Consider the following 18,532-nt stretch of genomic DNA (forward strand, 5'->3'; position numbering starts at 1 on the left):
CGAAGAACTTTGAACAATGGCCACTATCCACGTAGACGGCAAAGCGCTCGAAGTCAACGGTGCGGACAACCTGTTACAGGCCTGTCTGTCACTCGGCCTCGACATCCCCTATTTCTGCTGGCACCCGGCGCTCGGTAGTGTCGGCGCCTGCCGGCAGTGCGCGGTCAAGCAGTACACCGACGAGAACGACACCCGTGGTCGTATCGTCATGTCCTGCATGACCCCTGCCTCCGACGGCACCTGGATCTCCATCGACGATGAAGAATCGAAGGCGTTTCGCGCCAGCGTCGTCGAATGGCTGATGACCAACCACCCGCACGACTGCCCGGTGTGCGAGGAAGGCGGTCACTGCCACCTGCAGGACATGACGGTAATGACCGGCCACAACGAGCGCCGCTACCGTTTCACCAAGCGTACCCACCAGAACCAGGACCTCGGCCCGTTCATCGCCCACGAGATGAACCGCTGCATCGCCTGCTACCGCTGCGTGCGCTACTACAAGGACTACGCCGGCGGCACCGATCTGGGCGTATACGGCGCCCACGACAACGTGTACTTCGGTCGCGTTGAAGACGGCGTGCTGGAAAGCGAGTTCTCCGGCAACCTCACCGAGGTCTGCCCGACCGGTGTGTTCACCGACAAGACGCATTCCGAGCGCTACAACCGCAAGTGGGACATGCAGTTCGCCCCGAGCATCTGCCATGGCTGCTCCAGCGGCTGCAACATCAGCCCCGGCGAGCGCTATGGTGAACTGCGCCGCATCGAGAACCGCTTCAACGGCTCGGTGAACCAGTACTTCCTGTGCGACCGTGGCCGCTTCGGCTATGGCTACGTCAACCGCAAGGACCGTCCACGCCAGCCACTGCTGGCCGATGGCACTAAACTGTCGCTGGACGCCGCCCTGGACAAGGCCGCCGACCTGCTGCGCGGCCGCACCATCGTCGGTATCGGCTCGCCACGCGCCAGCCTCGAAAGCAACTACGGCCTGCGTGAGCTGGTCGGCGCCGAGTACTTCTACTCTGGCATGGAAGCTGGCGAACTGGCCCGCGTGCGCCTGGCGCTGAACGTGCTGAACAACAGCCCGCTTCCGGTCCCTACCCTGCGCGACATCGAAGACCACGACGCGGTGTTCGTACTCGGTGAAGACCTCACGCAAACCGCCGCCCGTGTCGCCCTGGCCGTGCGCCAGGCCACCAAGGGCAAGGCCGAGGCCATGGCCGACGCCATGCGCGTACAGCCCTGGCTGGACGCTGCGGTGAAGAACATCGGCCAGCACGCGCTGTACCCGCTGTTCATCGCTTCGCTGGCTGAAACCAAGCTCGACGACGTCGCCGAAGAGTGCGTACACGCCGCCCCGGCGGACCTCGCCCGCATCGGTTTCGCCGTGGCCCACGCCATCGACCCGAGCGCCCCGGCCGTCGACGGCCTGGACAGCGAAGCCAAGGCCCTGGCCCAGCGTATCGCCGATGCCCTGGTCGCCGCCAACCGCCCACTGGTGGTCGCTGGCACCTCCCTGGCCGACCCGGCACTGATCGAAGCCGCCGCCAACATCGCCAAGGCCCTCAAGCTGCGCGAGAAGAACGGTTCGCTGAGCCTGGTCGTCCCTGAGGCCAACAGCCTCGGCATGGCGATGATGGGCGGTGAGTCCGTCGACGCCGCCCTGGACGCGGTGATCAGCGGCAAGGCCGATGCCATCGTGGTACTGGAAAACGACCTGTACACCCGCGTACCGGCACAAAAGGTCGACGCCGCCCTGGCCGCAGCCAAGGTAGTGATCGTCGCCGACCACTCGAAAACCCCGACTGTGGACCGCGCCCACCTGGTGCTGCCAGCCGCTTCCTTCGCCGAAGGCGACGGCACCCTGGTCAGCCAGGAAGGCCGTGCCCAGCGTTTCTTCCAGGTGTTCGACCCGCAGTACCTGGACAGCAGCATCCAGATCCACGAAGGCTGGCGCTGGATGCACGCCCTGCGTGCCACCCTGCTCAACAAGCCAGTGGACTGGACCCAGCTGGACCACGTCACCAGCGCCTGCGCCGAAGCCGCCCCGCAACTGGCCGGCATCGTCAACGCCGCGCCAAGCGCCGCGTTCCGCATCAAGGGCATGAAGCTGGCCCGCGAGCCGCTGCGCTACTCCGGCCGTACCGCCATGCGCGCCAACATCAGCGTGCACGAGCCGCGCACACCACAGGACAAGGACACCGCGTTCGCCTTCTCCATGGAAGGTTACTCGGGCTCCGCCGAACCGCGCCAGCAAGTGCCGTTCGCCTGGTCGCCGGGCTGGAACTCGCCGCAAGCCTGGAACAAGTTCCAGGACGAAGTCGGCGGCCACCTGCGTGCCGGTGACCCGGGCGTGCGCCTGATCGAGTCGCAGGGCGACAAGCTCAACTGGTTCACCGCCATCCCGGGTGCCTTCAACCCGGCCCGTGGCACCTGGACCGCGGTGCCGTTCTTCCACCTGTTCGGCAGCGAAGAGAGCTCCTCGCGCGCCGCCCCGGTGCAAGAGCGCATCCCAGCCGCCTATGTCGGCCTGGCCAAGTCCGAAGCCGACCGCCTGGGCGTCAACGACGGCGCGCTGCTGAGCCTGACCGTCGCCGGCGTTTCGCTGCGCCTGCCGCTGCGTATCAATGAAGAACTGGGCGCTGGCCTGGTTGCGCTGCCCAAAGGCCTGGCCGGCATTCCGCCCGCCATCTTCGGTGCATCCGTCGAAGGTCTGCAGGAGGCAGCACAATGAGCTGGTTCACCCCCGAAGTGATCGATGTGATCCTCACCGTCGTGCGGGCCATCGTGGTCCTGCTGGCCGTGGTGGTCTGCGGCGCGCTGCTCAGCTTCGTCGAACGTCGCCTGCTGGGCTGGTGGCAGGACCGCTACGGTCCGAACCGTGTCGGCCCGTTCGGCATGTTCCAGATCGCCGCCGACATGCTGAAGATGTTCTTCAAGGAAGACTGGAACCCGCCCTTCGTCGATCGCATGATCTTCACCCTGGCGCCGGTCGTGGCCATGAGTGCCCTGCTGATCGCCTTCGTGGTCATCCCGATCACCCCGCTGTGGGGCGTCGCCGACCTGAACATCGGCCTGCTGTTCTTCTTCGCCATGGCCGGCCTGTCGGTCTACGCCGTGCTGTTCGCCGGCTGGTCGTCGAACAACAAGTACGCCCTGCTGGGCAGTCTGCGGGCCTCGGCACAGACCGTGTCGTACGAGGTGTTCCTCGGTCTGGCGCTGATGGGCGTGGTGGTGCAGGTGGGCTCGTTCAACATGCGCGACATCGTTGAATACCAGGCCAACAACCTGTGGTTCATCATTCCGCAGTTCTTCGGTTTCTGCACCTTCTTCATCGCTGGCGTCGCCGTGACCCACCGTCACCCGTTCGACCAGCCGGAAGCGGAACAGGAATTGGCCGACGGCTACCACATCGAATATGCCGGCATGAAATGGGGCATGTTCTTCGTCGGTGAGTACATCGGCATCATCCTGATCTCGGCGCTGCTGGTAACCCTGTTCTTCGGTGGCTGGCACGGTCCGTTCGGCATCCTGCCGCAAGTGCCGTTCCTGTGGTTCGCCCTGAAGACCGCGTTCTTCATCATGCTGTTCATCCTGCTGCGCGCCTCGATCCCGCGCCCGCGCTATGACCAGGTGATGGACTTCAGCTGGAAGTTCTGCCTGCCGCTGACCCTGATCAATTTGCTGGTGACCGCTGCGGTTGTGCTCTACAACACGCCAGCCGTCGCGGCCCAGTGAGGATTTGACCCATGTTCAAGTATATCGGCGACATCGTTAAGGGCACCGGCACCCAGCTGCGCAGCCTGGTGATGGTGTTCTCCCACGGGTTCCGCAAGCGCGACACCCTGCAGTACCCCGAAGAACCCGTGTACCTGCCGCCACGCTACCGTGGCCGCATCGTCCTCACCCGCGACCCCGACGGCGAGGAGCGCTGCGTGGCGTGCAACCTCTGCGCGGTGGCCTGCCCGGTCGGCTGCATCTCGCTGCAGAAGGCTGAGACCGAGGACGGCCGTTGGTACCCCGAGTTCTTCCGTATCAACTTCTCGCGCTGCATCTTCTGCGGCCTGTGCGAAGAGGCCTGCCCGACCACCGCAATCCAGCTCACTCCGGATTTCGAAATGGCCGAGTTCAAGCGTCAGGACCTGGTGTACGAGAAAGAAGATCTGCTGATCTCCGGCCCCGGCAAGAACCCTGACTACAACTTCTACCGTGTTGCGGGTATGGCGATCGCTGGCAAGCCGAAGGGCTCCGCGCAGAACGAAGCCGAGCCGATCAACGTGAAGAGCTTGCTCCCATAAGGACAGAAAGATGGAATTCGCTTTCTACTTCGCATCCGGCGTCGCCGTTGTCTCCACGCTTCGCGTGGTGACCGGCACCAACCCCGTGCACGCCCTGCTCTACCTGATCATTTCGCTGATCTCCGTGGCGATGATCTTCTTCTCCCTCGGTGCGCCGTTCGCCGGCGCCCTGGAAGTGATCGCCTACGCCGGCGCCATCATGGTGCTGTTCGTCTTCGTGGTGATGATGCTCAACCTCGGGCCGGCCTCGGTCGCCCAGGAGCGTGGCTGGCTCAAGCCGGGCATCTGGGCGGGGCCGGTGATTCTCGCCGCCCTGCTGCTGCTGGAGCTGCTGTACGTGCTGTTCGTCACCCCGAGTGGCGCGGCCATCAGCGGTACCACCGTGGACGCCAAGGCCGTGGGCATCAGCCTGTTCGGCCCGTACCTGCTGGTGGTCGAACTGGCGTCGATGCTGCTGCTCGCCGCGGCCGTCACCGCCTTCCACCTGGGCCGCAACGAGGCGAAGGAGTAAATCATGGGTGCTATCCCTCTCGAGCATGGTCTGGCGGTCGCCGGCATCCTGTTCTGCTTAGGTCTGGTCGGGCTGATGGTCCGCCGCAACATCCTCTTCGTGCTCATGAGCCTGGAAGTCATGATGAACGCCTCTGCCCTGGCGTTCATCGTCGCCGGCGCCCGTTGGGTCCAGCCCGACGGCCAGGTGATGTTCATTCTGGTGATCAGCCTGGCAGCCGCCGAGGCCAGCATTGGCCTGGCGATCCTGCTGCAGCTGTATCGCCGCTTCCACACTCTCGACATCGATGCTGCCAGTGAGATGCGCGGATGAACCTTATCTTCCTGACGTTCGTATTCCCCCTGATCGGCTTCCTGCTGCTGTCGTTCTCCCGTGGACGGTTCTCGGAGAACCTGTCCGCGCTGATCGGCGTCGGTTCGGTGGGCCTCTCGGCCGCCGTGGCCGCCTACGTGATCTGGCAGTTCAATGTCGCCCCGCCTGAAGGCGGGGCGTACAGCCAGCTGCTGTGGCAGTGGATGTCGGTGGACGGCTTCGCGCCGAACTTCACCCTGTACGTGGATGGCCTGTCGGTCACCATGCTGGGCGTGGTCACCGGCGTCGGCTTCCTGATCCACCTGTTCGCCTCCTGGTACATGCGTGGCGAAGCCGGCTACTCGCGCTTCTTCTCGTACACCAACCTGTTCATCGCCAGCATGCTGTTCCTGGTGCTGGGCGACAACCTGCTGTTCATCTACTTCGGCTGGGAAGGCGTGGGCCTGTGCTCGTACCTGTTGATCGGTTTCTACTACAGCAACCGCAACAACGGTAACGCGGCACTCAAGGCGTTCATCGTCACCCGTATCGGCGACGTGTTCATGGCCATCGGCCTGTTCATCCTGTTCGCCCAGCTGGGCACGCTGAACGTGCAGGAACTGCTGGTGCTGGCACCGCAGAAGTTCCAGGCGGGTGACACCTGGATGGTCCTGGCGACCCTGATGCTGCTGGGTGGCGCGGTCGGTAAATCGGCCCAGCTGCCGCTGCAGACCTGGCTGGCCGACGCGATGGCAGGCCCGACTCCGGTTTCGGCACTGATCCACGCGGCCACCATGGTGACCGCGGGCGTGTACCTGATCGCCCGTACCAACGGCCTGTTCCTGCTGGCGCCGGACATCCTGCACCTGGTCGGCGTGGTCGGTGGTGTCACCCTGGTGCTGGCCGGCTTCGCCGCGCTGGTACAGACCGACATCAAACGTATCCTCGCCTACTCGACCATGAGCCAGATCGGCTACATGTTCCTCGCCCTGGGTGTTGGCGCCTGGGACGCGGCGATCTTCCACCTGATGACCCACGCCTTCTTCAAGGCTCTGCTGTTCCTTGCCTCCGGTGCGGTGATCGTCGCCTGCCATCACGAGCAGAACATCTTCAAGATGGGCGGCCTGTGGAAGAAACTGCCGCTGGCCTATGCCAGCTTCGTGGTCGGTGGCGCCGCCCTGGCCGCCCTGCCGATCCTGACCGTGGGCTTCTACTCCAAAGACGAAATTCTTTGGGAAGCCTTCGCCAGCGGCAACACCGGCCTGCTGTACGCCGGCCTGGTCGGCGCGTTCATGACCTCGCTGTACACCTTCCGCCTGATCTTCATCGCCTTCCACGGCGAAGCCAAGACCGAAGCCCACGCTGGCCACGGCATCAGCCACTGGCTGCCGCTGGGCGTGCTGATCGTGCTGTCGACCTTCGTCGGTGCCTGGATCCACCCGCCACTGGCAGGCGTGCTGCCTGAAAGCGCCGGCCACGCCGGTGGCGAAGCCAAGCACTCGCTGGAGATCGCCTCGGGCGCCATCGCCATCGCCGGTATCCTGCTGTCGGCCCTGCTGTTCCTGGGCAAGCGCCGCTTCGTCAGCGCGGTCGCGGGCAGCGGTATCGGTCGCGTCCTGTCGGCCTGGTGGTTCGCCGCCTGGGGCTTCGACTGGATCTACGACAAGCTCTTCGTCAAACCTTACCTGCTGATCAGCCACCTCCTGCGCAAGGACCCGGTTGACCGCAGCATCGGCCTCATCCCTCGGATGGCCCGTGGCGGCCATGTCGCCATGAGCAAGACCGAGACCGGCCAGCTGCGCTGGTACACCGCCTCGATCGCCGTGGGCGCCGTGCTGGTGCTCGGTGCCGTGGTAGTGGCCGCGGTATGACTATGAATCTTGCGACTTTGCCAAAGGAAACCAACCCGTCATGATTTTGCCTTGGCTGATCCTGATCCCCTTCATCGGCGGCTTCCTGTGCTGGCTGGGTGAGCGCTTCGGCTCCACCCTGCCGCGCTGGATCGCGCTGCTGACCATGTCCCTGCTGCTTGGCATCGGCCTGTGGCTGTGGGCGAACGGCAACTACACCCTGGCTCCCGCCCCTGGCGCGGAGCCCGCCTGGGCCCTCGAATACAAGGTCGAGTGGATCAAGCGCTTCGGCATCAGCATCCACCTGGCCCTCGACGGCCTGTCGCTGCTGATGATCCTGCTCACCGGCCTGCTCGGTGTGCTGTCGGTGCTGTGCTCGTGGAAAGAGATCCAGCGCCACGTCGGCTTCTTCCACCTCAACCTGATGTGGATCCTGGGTGGCGTGGTCGGCGTGTTCCTGGCGCTCGACCTGTTCCTGTTCTTCTTCTTCTGGGAAATGATGCTGGTGCCGATGTACTTCCTCATCGCGCTCTGGGGTCACAGCTCGGCCGACGGCAAGAAGACCCGGATCTACGCGGCGACCAAGTTCTTCATCTTCACCCAGGCCAGCGGCCTGATCATGCTGGTGGCGATCCTCGGCCTGGTGCTGGTCAACTACAACACCACCGGCGTGCTCACCTTCAACTACAGCGACCTGCTCAAGGCTGAACTGCCGGCCGGCGTCGAGTACGTGCTGATGCTGGGCTTCTTCATCGCCTTCGCGGTGAAGCTGCCGGTGGTGCCGTTCCACTCCTGGCTGCCTGACGCCCACGCCCAGGCACCGACCGCAGGTTCCGTGGACCTGGCGGGCATCCTGCTGAAGACCGCGGCCTACGGCCTGCTGCGCTTCGCCCTGCCGCTGTTCCCGAACGCCTCGGCCGAGTTCGCGCCGATCGCCATGACCCTGGGCCTGATCGGTATCTTCTACGGTGCCTTCCTGGCCTTCGCCCAGACCGACATCAAGCGCCTGGTGGCGTTCTCCAGCGTCTCGCACATGGGCTTCGTGCTGATCGGCATCTACTCCGGCAGCCAGCAAGCCCTGCAAGGCGCGGTGATCCAGATGCTGGCCCACGGCCTGTCGGCCGCCGCGCTGTTCATCCTGGCCGGCCAGCTGTACGAGCGCCTGCACACCCGTGACATGCGCCAGATGGGTGGCCTGTGGCACCGCATCGCCTACCTGCCGGCCATCAGCCTGTTCTTCGCCGCCGCTTCGCTCGGTTTGCCGGGCACCGGCAACTTCGTCGGCGAATTCCTGATCCTGATCGGCAGCTTCGCCCACGTGCCGTGGATCACCGTGATCGCCACCACCGGCCTGGTGTTCGGTTCGGTCTACTCGCTGATCATGATCCACCGCGCCTACTTCGGCCCGGCCAAGACCGACACCGTGCTGGCCGGCATGGACGGTCGCGAGCTGATCATGGTGCTGGGCCTGGCGGGCCTGCTGATCCTGCTGGGCGTGTATCCGCAGCCGTTCCTGGACACCTCTGCCGCCACCATGAGCGGTGTGCAGCAGTGGCTCGGTTCCGCTTTCACTCAACTCGCTTCGGCCCGGTAAGAGCGCTATGGAATTCACCACTCAACACTTCATCGCATTGGCGCCGATGCTGATCACCACCATCACCACGGTGGTGGTGATGCTGGCGATCGCCTGGAAGCGCAACCACTCGCAGACCTTCCTGCTGTCCACCGTGGGCCTGAACCTGGCCCTGCTGTCGATCCTGCCGGCGCTCAAGGTCGCGCCGCTGGCGGTCACCTCGCTGGTGACCATCGACAAGTTCGCCTGCCTGTACATGGCGATCATCCTGGTGGCGACGCTGGCCTGCGTCACCCTGGCCCACGCCTACCTCGGCGAAGGTTCCAAGGGTTTCCCGGGCAACCGTGAAGAGCTGTACCTGCTGCTGCTGATGTCGGCACTGGGTGGCCTGGTGCTGGTCAGCGCCAACCACCTGGCCGGCCTGTTCATCGGCCTGGAACTGCTGTCGGTGCCGGTCTACGGCCTGGTGGCGTACGCCTTCTTCAACAAGCGCTCGCTGGAAGCCGGCATCAAGTACATGGTGCTGTCTGCCGCCGGTTCCGCCTTCCTGCTGTTTGGCATGGCGCTGCTGTACGCCGATGCCGGCAGCCTGACCTTCGACCAGCTGGGCAAGGCCCTGGCCGCCACCAGCATGCCGAGCCTGCTGGCACAGCTGGGCCTGGGCATGATGCTGGTAGGCCTGGCCTTCAAGCTGTCGCTGGTGCCGTTCCACCTGTGGACCCCGGATGTGTACGAAGGCGCCCCGGCGCCGGTCGCCGCGTTCCTGGCCACCGCCAGCAAGGTCGCGGTATTCGCCGTGGTCGTGCGCCTGTTCATGCTCTCCCCAGCCGCCAGCAGTGGCGTGCTGAGCACCGTGCTGGCGGTGATCGCGGTCGCCTCGATCCTGATCGGCAACCTGCTGGCGCTGACCCAGAGCAACCTCAAGCGTCTGCTGGGTTACTCGTCCATCGCCCACTTCGGCTACCTGGTCATCGCCCTGGTCGCCAGCAAGGGCCTGGCCATGGAGGCCATGGGCGTGTACCTGGTCACCTACGTGATCACCAGCCTCGGCGCGTTCGGTGTGATCACCCTGATGTCCTCGCCATACGCCGGCCGTGACGCCGACGCCCTGTACGAGTACCGTGGCCTGTTCTGGCGCCGTCCGTACCTGACCGCGGTGCTGACCGTGATGATGCTGTCGCTGGCCGGTATCCCGCTGACCGCGGGCTTCATCGGCAAGTTCTACATCATCGCCACCGGTGTCGAGTCGCAGCTGTGGTGGCTGGTCGGCGCCCTGGTGCTGGGTAGCGCCATCGGCGTGTACTACTACCTGCGCGTCATGGTCACCCTGTACCTGGTCGAACCAAACCTGCGTCGCCACGATGCCCCGCTGAAGTGGGAACAGCGCACCGGCGGCGTGATGCTGCTGGCGATCGCGATCCTCGCCTTCGTGCTGGGTGTGTACCCGCAGCCGTTGCTGGAGATGGTGCAGCAGGCAGGCCTGCAACTGATCGGCTGATCGGCTGCACGATGTGAAAGACACCCCGCCTCGGCGGGGTTTCTTTTTGCCTGAAGAAGCCACTGCGGATTTACAGATCGACCACTGTGCTTCGTCTGCCCTTTGCAGCGTCAGACTCCCGCACTCGATCTGGAACCCCGTCCCCATGCGCCCCACCCTCCCCTACTCCCTACTGGCCCTGTTCGTCGCCGGCACAACCCAGGCCGCCAACCACGTCGAGCTCGACCAGGTGCTGATCCAGGACCAGCAGCAGACTGATCTGGAAGCCGCCGCCGACCACCTGCGTGAAATCCCCGGCGCCAGCAATCTGGTGGACATGGACAAGGTGGGCCAAGGCCGAGTGGCGAGCAATCAGGACGTGCTGGCCTACCAGCCTGGGGTGTTCGCCCAGTCGGCGGGCAACGACGGCATCAAGCTGTCGATCCGTGGTTCGGGCATCAACCGCGCGCCGGGCGCCCACGGCTCCGGTGTGTACACGATGTTCGACGGCCTGCCGCTGACCGGCCCGGGCGGCACCCCCTACGAACTGTTCGAACCGCTGTGGCTGAGCCGCGCCGAAGTGCTGCGCGGCGCCAACGGTTTCGACCAGGGATCACTGGCCTTGGGCGGCGCGATCAACTATGTGACCCACACCGGCCATGATGCGGCGCCCCTGCAGGTGCGCTACGAAGCCGGCAGCCGTGGCTACCAGCATCGGCATATCAGCTCCGGCCAGGTGCTGGGCAACCTCGACTACTACGTGGCCCTGACCGATGCCGAGTACGACGGCTACCAGCACCACAGCAGCGGCAGCGCCAAGGGCATCGCGGCCAACGTCGGCTACCGCTTCAACCCGAACCTGGAGACGCGCTTCTACCTGCGCTACCGGGAAACCGAGAACGACCTGGCCGGGCGCCTGACCAAGGACCAGATCAAGCACCACCCCCGCGCCGCCAACCCAACCTACCTGGCCCGTGACGATAGCCGCCCGCAACCGGGCAGTACCTGGGTGGGCAACAAGACCACCTTCTTCCTGGATGACGATTCGCGCCTCGAGACGGGGCTGGTCTATCACGACTACCCGATGGACCTGCGCGAGGGGCCGATGCGCCTGAAAGTCGCCTACACCGACGTCAGCGGTACACTGAACTACTTGCGTCGTGACACCCTGCTCGGCCATGAGAGCAAGACCACCCTCGGCTGGCGCACCACCAAGCACCTGCCCAACAGCGGCGCCTCGCAGTTCGCCCGCACCAGCGGTGACAACTTCGGTGCCCGCACCCGCGACTTCAGCTATCAGGGCTCGGACACCGTGCTGCATGCGAGCAACGATCTGGAGCTGATTCCCGACCTGTGGCTGACCACGGGCCTGGCGATGATCTACACCCGCCGCGAGAGCGACGTCACTTACCCAACCACGGGTGGCAAGGTCAGCCAGCATGATTGGGACTATGCCCCGCGACTGGGCCTGCGCTACGACATCCGCCCGGACCTGCAGGTCTACGGCAACCTCAGTCGCTCGGTGGAGCCGCCGCACCCGTGGTCGCTGGTCTGGAGTGCGCCGGTCGCCAACCAGCCAATGAAGATGCAGAACCAGACCGCCACCACCCTGGAACTCGGCGCCCGTGGCGATTCTGCACTGGGGCGTTGGGACCTGGCCTGGTACTACGCCCAGGTACGCCACGAACTGCTGAACGTGGAAGTCGTGCAAGGTTTACCGTTCAAGGAGTTCAACGCCAGTCCCACCGTGCACCAGGGCATGGAAGCTGGCCTGGACAGCCTCCTCTGGGAGCAACCCGGCACCGGCAAGCTCAGCCTGCGCCAGGCCTACACCTTCAGCGACTTCCACTACCGCGACGACGACAAGTTCGGCGACAACCGCCTGCCAGGCATCCCCATGCATTACTACCAGGCCGAACTGCGCTACGACTGGCCGAGTGGCTTCTACGCCGGGGTGAACACGCAGATGGCCTCCAAGGTGCAGGTGGACTACGCCAACAGCTACCACGCCGACGCCTATGCCCTGCTAGGCGCACGCCTGGGCTGGGATTCTCCGAAGCAGGACTGGCAGACCTGGCTGGACCTGCGCAACCTGACCAACAAGCGCTATGCGGCCACAGTGACGCCGGGGTACAACGACGCCGGGCAGGACATTGCCCGCTCGACGCCTGGGGAAGGGTTCGGGGTGTATGCGGGGGTTTCCTACAGTTTCCGCTGATCACTGGCCCTGTTCGCCGGCGAGCCGGCCCTCATGGAGCAAGACATGACCCATTGATTCGGTCAGACCTCTGTAGGAGCGGCTTTAGCCGCGATCACCCGCGAAGCGGGTACCAGGCACCGCGTTGCCTGCATCGCGGCTAAAGCCGCTCCTACAGAGGCAACTGCACCTGCGGCTTGCCCGACACGAAGATCGCCCAGCTCGACACGAACAACGCCGCGATCAACGGCCCGATCACGAACCCGTTGAGCCCGAACACTGCCAGCCCACCCAGGGTCGACACCAGCACCAGGTAATCCGGCATCCGTGTATCCTTGCCCACCAGGATCGGCCGCAACAGGTTGTCCACCAGCCCGATCACCAGCACCCCGAAAGCGATTAGCACGATCCCCTGCCACGTTGCCCCGGTCAGCAGGAAGTACGCCGCCACCGGCCCCCAGACGATCCCCGCGCCCACCGCCGGCAACAGCGACAGGAACGCCATCAGCACCGCCCAGACCAGCGCGCTGGGGATATCCAGCACCCAGAAGATCAGCCCGCCCAATGCCCCCTGGGTGATCGCCACCAGCAGGTTGCCCTTGACCGTCGCCCGCACCACGCGCTTGAACTTCAGCTGCAGCCGGCGTTTCTGTTGCTCAGGCAATGGCACAGCCTGGCGCACCTTGCGCGCGACTTCCGCCCCCTCGCGCAGAAAGAAGAACAGCAGGTAGAGCATGATGCCGAAGCTCACCAGGAACTCGAAGGTGCCCTGGCCGAAGCTGAACGCCTGGCCCGCGAGGAACTGGCTGCCTTGGGTAGCCCACTTGCTGATCTTGTCACGCAGGCCGTCGAGGTTGCCCATGCCAATGCGGTCGAGGAAATGCTGGGCATAGACCGGCAGCATGTCCTTGCCGCGCTCGATATAGCCGGCGATATCCAACTGGCCGCTCTCGATGCGCTGGTACAACGCGGCGCCCTCCTGCACCAGCAAGGCACTGATGATGATCACCGGCAGCACGGCGATCAGCAGGCAAGTCATCAGCGCCGCCGCCGTCGCCAGGTTGCGCCGCCCACCGCAGCGCAACAGCAGGTGGCGCTGCAAGGGCGAGAAAAGAATCCCGAGGATCACCGCCCAGAAGATCGCACCCGCGTATGGCAGCAGGATCCACAGGAAGGCGATGGTCACCAGGGCCAGCAACACGGTCAGGGCTTTGTTCTGCAGCACTGTTTCGTTCATGGGCATTCCTCATGGGCTCAACCATTTAGTGCCTCGCCCATCGCCAAAAGTGCCGTTGACCCAGATCAATACCCACTGATGGCCAGCAACTTAGCATCCGCGCCTTTTGCCCCCCGGTGCGCACCATGACCTCCTTCGCCAAGCCCGAACTGCTCGCCCCCGCCGGCACCCTCAAGACCATGCGCTACGCTTTCGCCTACGGCGCCGATGCGGTCTATGCCGGCCAGCCGCGCTACAGCCTGCGGGTGCGCAACAACGAATTCGACCACGCCAACCTGGCCCTCGGTATCCAGGAGGCCCATGCCCTGGGCAAGCAGTTCTACGTGGTGGTCAACATCGCCCCGCACAACGCCAAGCTGAAGACCTTCCTCAAGGACCTCGCGCCGGTGATCGAGATGGGCCCGGACGCGCTGATCATGTCCGACCCCGGGCTGATCATGCTGGTGCGCCAGCACTTCCCGCAGATGCCCATCCACCTCTCGGTGCAAGCCAACACGGTGAATTGGGCCAGCGTGAAGTTCTGGCAGGGCATGGGCCTGACCCGGGTGATCCTGTCGCGGGAACTGTCACTGGAAGAGATCGAGGAGATTCGCCAGCAGGTGCCGGACATGGAGCTGGAAGTCTTCGTCCACGGCGCACTGTGCATGGCCTACTCCGGGCGCTGCCTGCTGTCGGGCTACTTGAACAAACGCGACGCCAACCAGGGCACCTGCACCAATGCCTGCCGCTGGAAGTACGAAGCGACCCCGGCCGCCGAGAACGCCACCGGCGACATCGTCCGCGAGTTCGAGCCGACGCTGGGCATCGGCGCCCCCACCGACCAGGTGTTCCTGTTGCAGGAGTCCAGCCGCCCGGGTGAGGAAATGCCGGCGTTCGAGGACGAGCACGGCACCTATATCATGAACGCCAAGGACCTGCGCGCGATCCAGCACGTCGAGCGCCTGAGCCACATGGGTGTACATTCGCTGAAGATCGAGGGGCGCACCAAATCGCACTTCTATTGCGCCCGCGCCGTGCAGTCGTACCGCCAGGCCATCGACGACGCGGTGGCCGGGCGACCGTTCGACCGTGGCTTGATGGACAACCTTGAATCCCTTGCCCAGCGCGGCTACACCGAAGGCTTCCTGCGCCGTCACGTGCACGATGAATACCAGAACTACCAGCGTGGCAACTCGGTATCCGAGCGCCAGCAGTTCGTCGGCGAACTGACCGGGGCACGGGTCGATGGCCTGGCCGAAGTCAAGGTGAAGAACCGTTTCGCCGTAGGCGACCACCTGGAGCTGATGACCCCACGCGGCAACTACCATTTCGACCTCGAGCGGATGCGTGATCGCCTGCAACAACCACTGCAGATCGCGCCCGGCGATGGTCACACCGTGTATCTGCCCATTCCCGAGCAGGTGTCATTGACGTACGGCTTGCTGATGCGTGACCTGCCTGACGTGCCGTGATCAGTCGATTGGCATTTCGAGGAGCGCGCGCCGCGACCAACGAGTCAGATCCTGCTGGATCTGCTCGCGAAAGTCGGCGAAACGCTCCCGGTCAAAACAATAGGCGGTGCCGATCTTCCACACCACGATGTCGCGGCGGACTTCGCTCCAGAAGTCGAAGTCACGCATCTCGACCGTTGCGTTCAGCCTGAAGGCATAGACCGCGAAGCTGATCCGGCCTTGGGCATCCTTGTAGCAGGGTGTCACCATGAACGAGGAAGATTGGCCATCCTGCGTGCCCCGCTCGAAGAACCTCCTGGCGAACGCGCTGCCGCGCAACACCTCCAGGGCATCGCGTGCCTGCCTGGCCAAAAGCGCTGGAACACCACCTGCACCGATGGGGCCGAGCTGGGCCTCGAAGTCGGTATAGCTACCCACCACCCGCGGGGGATGGCTCAGGCTCTCCAGGCTGATACAACCATGCTTTTCGAGACGGTTGCGAAAACGGTCCAGCCAGCTCTTCCAGAGCTCCTGGTGATCGAAGAAGCGATTGGCGAATCCTTCGGCGTGATCCAGCAGGTCGAGCACATCGCCACGCTCCTCCCGAGAGAGGTAGGGGCCAAGGCCGATCAGGTTGGACTCGGATTGCGAAAGTGAAACCAGCGAAGGTGGGATCATGGTCGTTTAGTCAGTCAGAAAACAGAAGTGCACCCTAGAGGTCGAATCGGCGAGCCGGCATAGGGAACCCCTGCCTTGCAGACGTTCAGAAAGGTGATAGCTACGGCTATGGGAGTAGCCGCGACACTGCAATTGCTGACAAATCTGTAATCCGCATCTCAGGTATCTGTCAGGCGCGGGCAGCGAGGATCGTGGCACTTTCGTAGCGAGAGCACGCCATGCCACCAGCACCAACCCGCCGCACCTTCGTCAAGGGCCTGGGCGCCGCCACCACCCTCGCCGGCCTGGGCCTCTGGCGCCCACTGGCCCAGGCCGCCGAGGGCCGGCGCCCTTTGCACGACCTCAGCGGCCAGCAGTTCGAACTGTTCATCGGCCAGACCCCGGTCAATATCACCGGCCGTCCACGCACCGCGCAGACCATCAATGGCAGCCTGCCTGGCCCGCAGCTGCGTTGGCGCGAAGGCGACACCGTGACCCTGCGCGTGCGCAACCGCCTGGGCCAGCCCACCTCGATCCACTGGCACGGCATCATCCTGCCGGCCAACATGGACGGCGTGCCAGGGCTGAGCTTCGCCGGCATCGAACCCGGTGGCGACTACCTCTACCAGTTCACCCTGCGCCAGAGCGGCACCTACTGGTACCACAGCCACTCCGGGTTGCAGGAGCAGGCCGGCGTATACGGGGCCATCGTCATCGATCCGCGCGGACCGGAGCCGCACCAGTACCAGCGCGACCATGTACTGCTGTTCAGCGACTGGTCGGACCAGGCGCCGGAGGCGTTGATGGCCACGCTTAAAAAACAGTCCGACGCCTTCAACTACCACAAACGCACGGTCGGCGACTTCGTCGACGATGTCGCCGAAAACGGCGGGAGCAAGGCCGTCGACAACCGCTGGGGCTGGGCAAAAATGCGTATGAGCCCCACCGACCTCGCCGACATCAGCGCCGCCAGCTACACCTACCTGCTCAACGGCCAGCCACCGGATGGCAATTTCACCTGCCTGTTCCAACCTGGCGAGACTGTGCGCCTGCGTCTGATCAACGCCTCGGCGATGACCTACTTCGACTTCCGCATCCCGGGCTTGAAGCTCACGGTGATCGCCGCCGACGGCCTGGCCGTGACGCCCGTGACCGTGGACGAGCTGCGCATTGCCGTAGCCGAAACCTATGACGTGCTGGTGACCGTGGGTGATCTGCCCGCCTACACCCTTTTCGCCCAAAGCATGGACCGCACCGGCTTCGCCCGTGGCACCCTGGCTCGCGTGGCCGGTTTGCAGGCTCCCGTGCCCGAGCCGGATCCGCGCCCGGTACTGACCATGGACGACATGGGGCACGGCGGCATGGGCCAGATGGATCACTCGAACATGGCGGCGATGGATCACGGCAACATGGCGGGCATGGACCACTCGGCCATGGCCGGCATGGCCATGATGCAACGCCATCCCGCCAGCGAAACCGACAACCCGTTGGTGGACATGCAGACCATGGCGCCCCGCGCCAACCTGGCCGACCCCGGCATAGGCCTGCGCGACAACGGCCGCCGGGTGCTGACCTACGCCGACCTGCGCAGCCCCTACCCCGACCCGGACGGCCGCGAACCGTCGCGGGACATCGAACTGCACCTGACCGGGCACATGGAGCGCTTCGCCTGGTCGTTCGACGGCATCAAGTTCAGCGACGCCGAGCCACTGCAGCTGAAATACGGCGAGCGGGTACGCATCACCCTGGTCAATGACACGATGATGACCCACCCCATCCACCTGCACGGCATGTGGAGCGACCTGGAGGATGAACAGGGGCGCTTCCTGGTACGCAAGCACACCATCGACATGCCCCCCGGCAGCCGCCGTAGCTACCGCGTCAGCGCCGACGCCCTGGGCCGCTGGGCCTATCACTGCCACCTGCTCTACCACATGGAGACCGGCATGTTCCGCGAGGTACGGGTCGATGAATGAGATCTCCAACCGCCGCATCGTCACCGGTGTCGCGTTGCTTGCCCTGCTGGCCAGCGAACGCGCCCTGGCCGCTGGCATGGCGCCTATGAATCATGACGCCATGGACCACGGCCAGATGAGTCACGGTGCCATGCAAATGGACCACAGCCAGATGAATCACGCAGCGACGCCCCCCAGCCAACCACGCACACCGCTGCCAGCGATCACCGACGCCGACCGCCGCGCCGCATTCCCGCCACTGCCAGGACATCAGGTACACGATCGGGCAACCAACTGGGCGGTGATCGTCGACCAGCTGGAATACCAGAACTTCGAAAGCAGCAGCGCTCTGAACTGGAATGCCAGCGCCTGGGTCGGGGGTGATATCGACCGCCTGTGGCTGCGCAGTGAAGGCGAGCGGGAACAAGGCAAGACCCACAAAGCCGAACTGCAGGCACTTTGGGGCCATGCCATCAGCCCCTGGTGGGAGCTGGTCGGCGGGGTGCGCCAGGACTTCAAGCCCGCCAGCGGCCAGACCTGGGCCGCCTTCGGCATCCAGGGCACGCCGCTCTACGGCCTGGAACTGGAGGCCACCGCCTATGCCGGCGAGCGACAGCAGACCGCACTGCGTCTGGAGGCCGGTTACGCTATGCTGCTGACCAACCGCTGGGTCCTCGAGCCCACCGTCGAAGCCAACTTCTTCGGGCGCAACGACCCCGGACGCGAACAAGGCTCGGGCCTGGCCGAGAGCGAAGTGGGCCTGCGCCTGCGCTATGAGATCACTCGCGCATTCGCGCCCTACGTCGGCGTAAGCTTCAACCGCCTGCACGGCAACCGCGCCGACCAGGCCCGGGAGGACGGCGAGGACATCGGCCAGACCCGCTTGGTGGCTGGGGTTCGCTTGCGCTTCTAGGCCCTGGCACCGGGCCTCTGTAGGAGCGGCTTCAGCCGCGATACAGGCACCGCGGTGAGTGGCACCCGCTTTGCGGGTGTTCGCGGCTAAAGCCGCTCCTACAGGGCCGGCGCTGAACCAACCCGATTCGTTTTGTTTCACAGGAG

Annotated in this window: 14 protein-coding genes; 12 read left to right on the plus strand and 2 right to left on the minus strand. The window is 64.8% G+C overall.

Annotated elements, in window-relative coordinates; genetic code table 11:
• The first annotated feature begins 16 nt into the window (after positions 1–16).
• The 9 genes from nuoG to JYG34_RS16720 all read left to right on the plus strand — a co-directional run bounded on the left by nuoG (position 17) and on the right by JYG34_RS16720 (position 12,215).
• Positions 17–2,731 carry an NADH-quinone oxidoreductase subunit NuoG gene (gene nuoG, locus JYG34_RS16680; protein WP_213657489.1) on the plus strand — a complete coding sequence of 905 codons (2,715 nt, stop codon included), beginning with the start codon at positions 17–19 and terminating at the stop codon, positions 2,729–2,731.
• Positions 2,728–3,735 (plus strand): NADH-quinone oxidoreductase subunit NuoH, encoded by a 1,008-nt coding sequence (gene nuoH / locus JYG34_RS16685; RefSeq protein WP_011534619.1) that lies wholly within the window; start codon positions 2,728–2,730, stop codon positions 3,733–3,735. Before nuoG ends, nuoH begins: the two co-directional genes overlap by 4 nt.
• Positions 3,736–3,746: 11 nt before the next feature.
• Entirely contained in the window at positions 3,747–4,295 is a 549-nt protein-coding gene (nuoI, locus tag JYG34_RS16690; RefSeq protein WP_011534620.1) for an NADH-quinone oxidoreductase subunit NuoI, read from the plus strand.
• 10 nt (positions 4,296–4,305) lie between these two features.
• Complete coding sequence (gene nuoJ, locus JYG34_RS16695) at positions 4,306–4,806, plus strand: NADH-quinone oxidoreductase subunit J (RefSeq protein ID WP_011534621.1); 501 nt, start codon at positions 4,306–4,308, stop codon at positions 4,804–4,806.
• A 3-nt stretch (positions 4,807–4,809) separates the two neighbouring features.
• The gene (gene nuoK, locus JYG34_RS16700) at positions 4,810–5,118 is read left to right on the plus strand and encodes an NADH-quinone oxidoreductase subunit NuoK (protein WP_008096201.1); all 309 of its coding nucleotides are present in this window, start codon (positions 4,810–4,812) and stop codon (positions 5,116–5,118) included.
• Positions 5,115–6,968: an NADH-quinone oxidoreductase subunit L gene (gene nuoL, locus JYG34_RS16705; protein WP_213657490.1), complete on the plus strand. Its 1,854-nt coding sequence runs from the start codon at positions 5,115–5,117 to the stop codon at positions 6,966–6,968. The genes nuoK and nuoL overlap by 4 nt, the downstream gene beginning before the upstream one ends.
• A 40-nt stretch (positions 6,969–7,008) precedes the next feature.
• The gene (gene nuoM, locus JYG34_RS16710) at positions 7,009–8,541 is read left to right on the plus strand and encodes an NADH-quinone oxidoreductase subunit M (protein ID WP_213657491.1); all 1,533 of its coding nucleotides are present in this window, start codon (positions 7,009–7,011) and stop codon (positions 8,539–8,541) included.
• A gap of 7 nt (positions 8,542–8,548) precedes the next feature.
• Complete coding sequence (gene nuoN / locus JYG34_RS16715; protein ID WP_213657492.1) at positions 8,549–10,018, plus strand: NADH-quinone oxidoreductase subunit NuoN; 1,470 nt, start codon at positions 8,549–8,551, stop codon at positions 10,016–10,018.
• A gap of 145 nt (positions 10,019–10,163) precedes the next feature.
• Positions 10,164–12,215, plus strand: a complete 2,052-nt coding sequence (locus tag JYG34_RS16720) for a TonB-dependent receptor family protein (RefSeq protein ID WP_213657493.1) — start codon at positions 10,164–10,166, stop codon at positions 12,213–12,215.
• A 151-nt stretch (positions 12,216–12,366) separates the two neighbouring features.
• Here the strand turns inward: JYG34_RS16720 and JYG34_RS16725 are convergent, their stop codons facing one another.
• Positions 12,367–13,431, minus strand: a complete 1,065-nt coding sequence (locus JYG34_RS16725) for an AI-2E family transporter (protein WP_213657494.1) — start codon at positions 13,429–13,431, stop codon at positions 12,367–12,369.
• Between the two features lie 125 nt (positions 13,432–13,556).
• Between JYG34_RS16725 and yegQ the strand changes: the two genes are divergently transcribed.
• A complete protein-coding gene (gene yegQ / locus JYG34_RS16730; protein WP_213657495.1) occupies positions 13,557–14,882 on the plus strand; it encodes a tRNA 5-hydroxyuridine modification protein YegQ in 1,326 nt (441 codons plus the stop codon).
• On the opposite strand, the gene JYG34_RS16735 is transcribed toward yegQ, so the two are convergent.
• Complete coding sequence (locus tag JYG34_RS16735) at positions 14,883–15,449, minus strand: hypothetical protein (RefSeq protein ID WP_249746178.1); 567 nt, start codon at positions 15,447–15,449, stop codon at positions 14,883–14,885.
• Between the two features lie 308 nt (positions 15,450–15,757).
• Between JYG34_RS16735 and JYG34_RS16740 the strand changes: the two genes are divergently transcribed.
• Together JYG34_RS16740 and JYG34_RS16745 are read left to right on the plus strand one after the other, a co-directional pair.
• A complete protein-coding gene (locus JYG34_RS16740) occupies positions 15,758–17,494 on the plus strand; it encodes a copper resistance system multicopper oxidase (protein WP_213657497.1) in 1,737 nt (578 codons plus the stop codon).
• Positions 17,487–18,386, plus strand: coding sequence for a copper resistance protein B (locus tag JYG34_RS16745; protein WP_213657498.1), 900 nt, complete (start codon positions 17,487–17,489; stop codon positions 18,384–18,386). The genes JYG34_RS16740 and JYG34_RS16745 overlap by 8 nt, the downstream gene beginning before the upstream one ends.
• Positions 18,387–18,532 lie beyond the last annotated feature (146 nt).

The organism is Pseudomonas entomophila (assembly GCF_018417595.1).
GTDB classification, from domain to species: domain Bacteria; phylum Pseudomonadota; class Gammaproteobacteria; order Pseudomonadales; family Pseudomonadaceae; genus Aquipseudomonas; species Aquipseudomonas entomophila_C.

Coding starts and splice junctions, on each gene's coding strand:
- nuoG (WP_213657489.1), top strand. CDS start 17: ATGGCCACTATCCACGTAGACGGCAAAGCGCTCGAAGTCAACGGTGCG.
- nuoH (WP_011534619.1), top strand. CDS start 2,728: ATGAGCTGGTTCACCCCCGAAGTGATCGATGTGATCCTCACCGTCGTG.
- nuoI (WP_011534620.1), top strand. CDS start 3,747: ATGTTCAAGTATATCGGCGACATCGTTAAGGGCACCGGCACCCAGCTG.
- nuoJ (WP_011534621.1), top strand. CDS start 4,306: ATGGAATTCGCTTTCTACTTCGCATCCGGCGTCGCCGTTGTCTCCACG.
- nuoK (WP_008096201.1), top strand. CDS start 4,810: ATGGGTGCTATCCCTCTCGAGCATGGTCTGGCGGTCGCCGGCATCCTG.
- nuoL (WP_213657490.1), top strand. CDS start 5,115: ATGAACCTTATCTTCCTGACGTTCGTATTCCCCCTGATCGGCTTCCTG.
- nuoM (WP_213657491.1), top strand. CDS start 7,009: ATGATTTTGCCTTGGCTGATCCTGATCCCCTTCATCGGCGGCTTCCTG.
- nuoN (WP_213657492.1), top strand. CDS start 8,549: ATGGAATTCACCACTCAACACTTCATCGCATTGGCGCCGATGCTGATC.
- JYG34_RS16720 (WP_213657493.1), top strand. CDS start 10,164: ATGCGCCCCACCCTCCCCTACTCCCTACTGGCCCTGTTCGTCGCCGGC.
- JYG34_RS16725 (WP_213657494.1), bottom strand. CDS start 13,431: ATGAACGAAACAGTGCTGCAGAACAAAGCCCTGACCGTGTTGCTGGCC.
- yegQ (WP_213657495.1), top strand. CDS start 13,557: ATGACCTCCTTCGCCAAGCCCGAACTGCTCGCCCCCGCCGGCACCCTC.
- JYG34_RS16740 (WP_213657497.1), top strand. CDS start 15,758: ATGCCACCAGCACCAACCCGCCGCACCTTCGTCAAGGGCCTGGGCGCC.
- JYG34_RS16745 (WP_213657498.1), top strand. CDS start 17,487: ATGAATGAGATCTCCAACCGCCGCATCGTCACCGGTGTCGCGTTGCTT.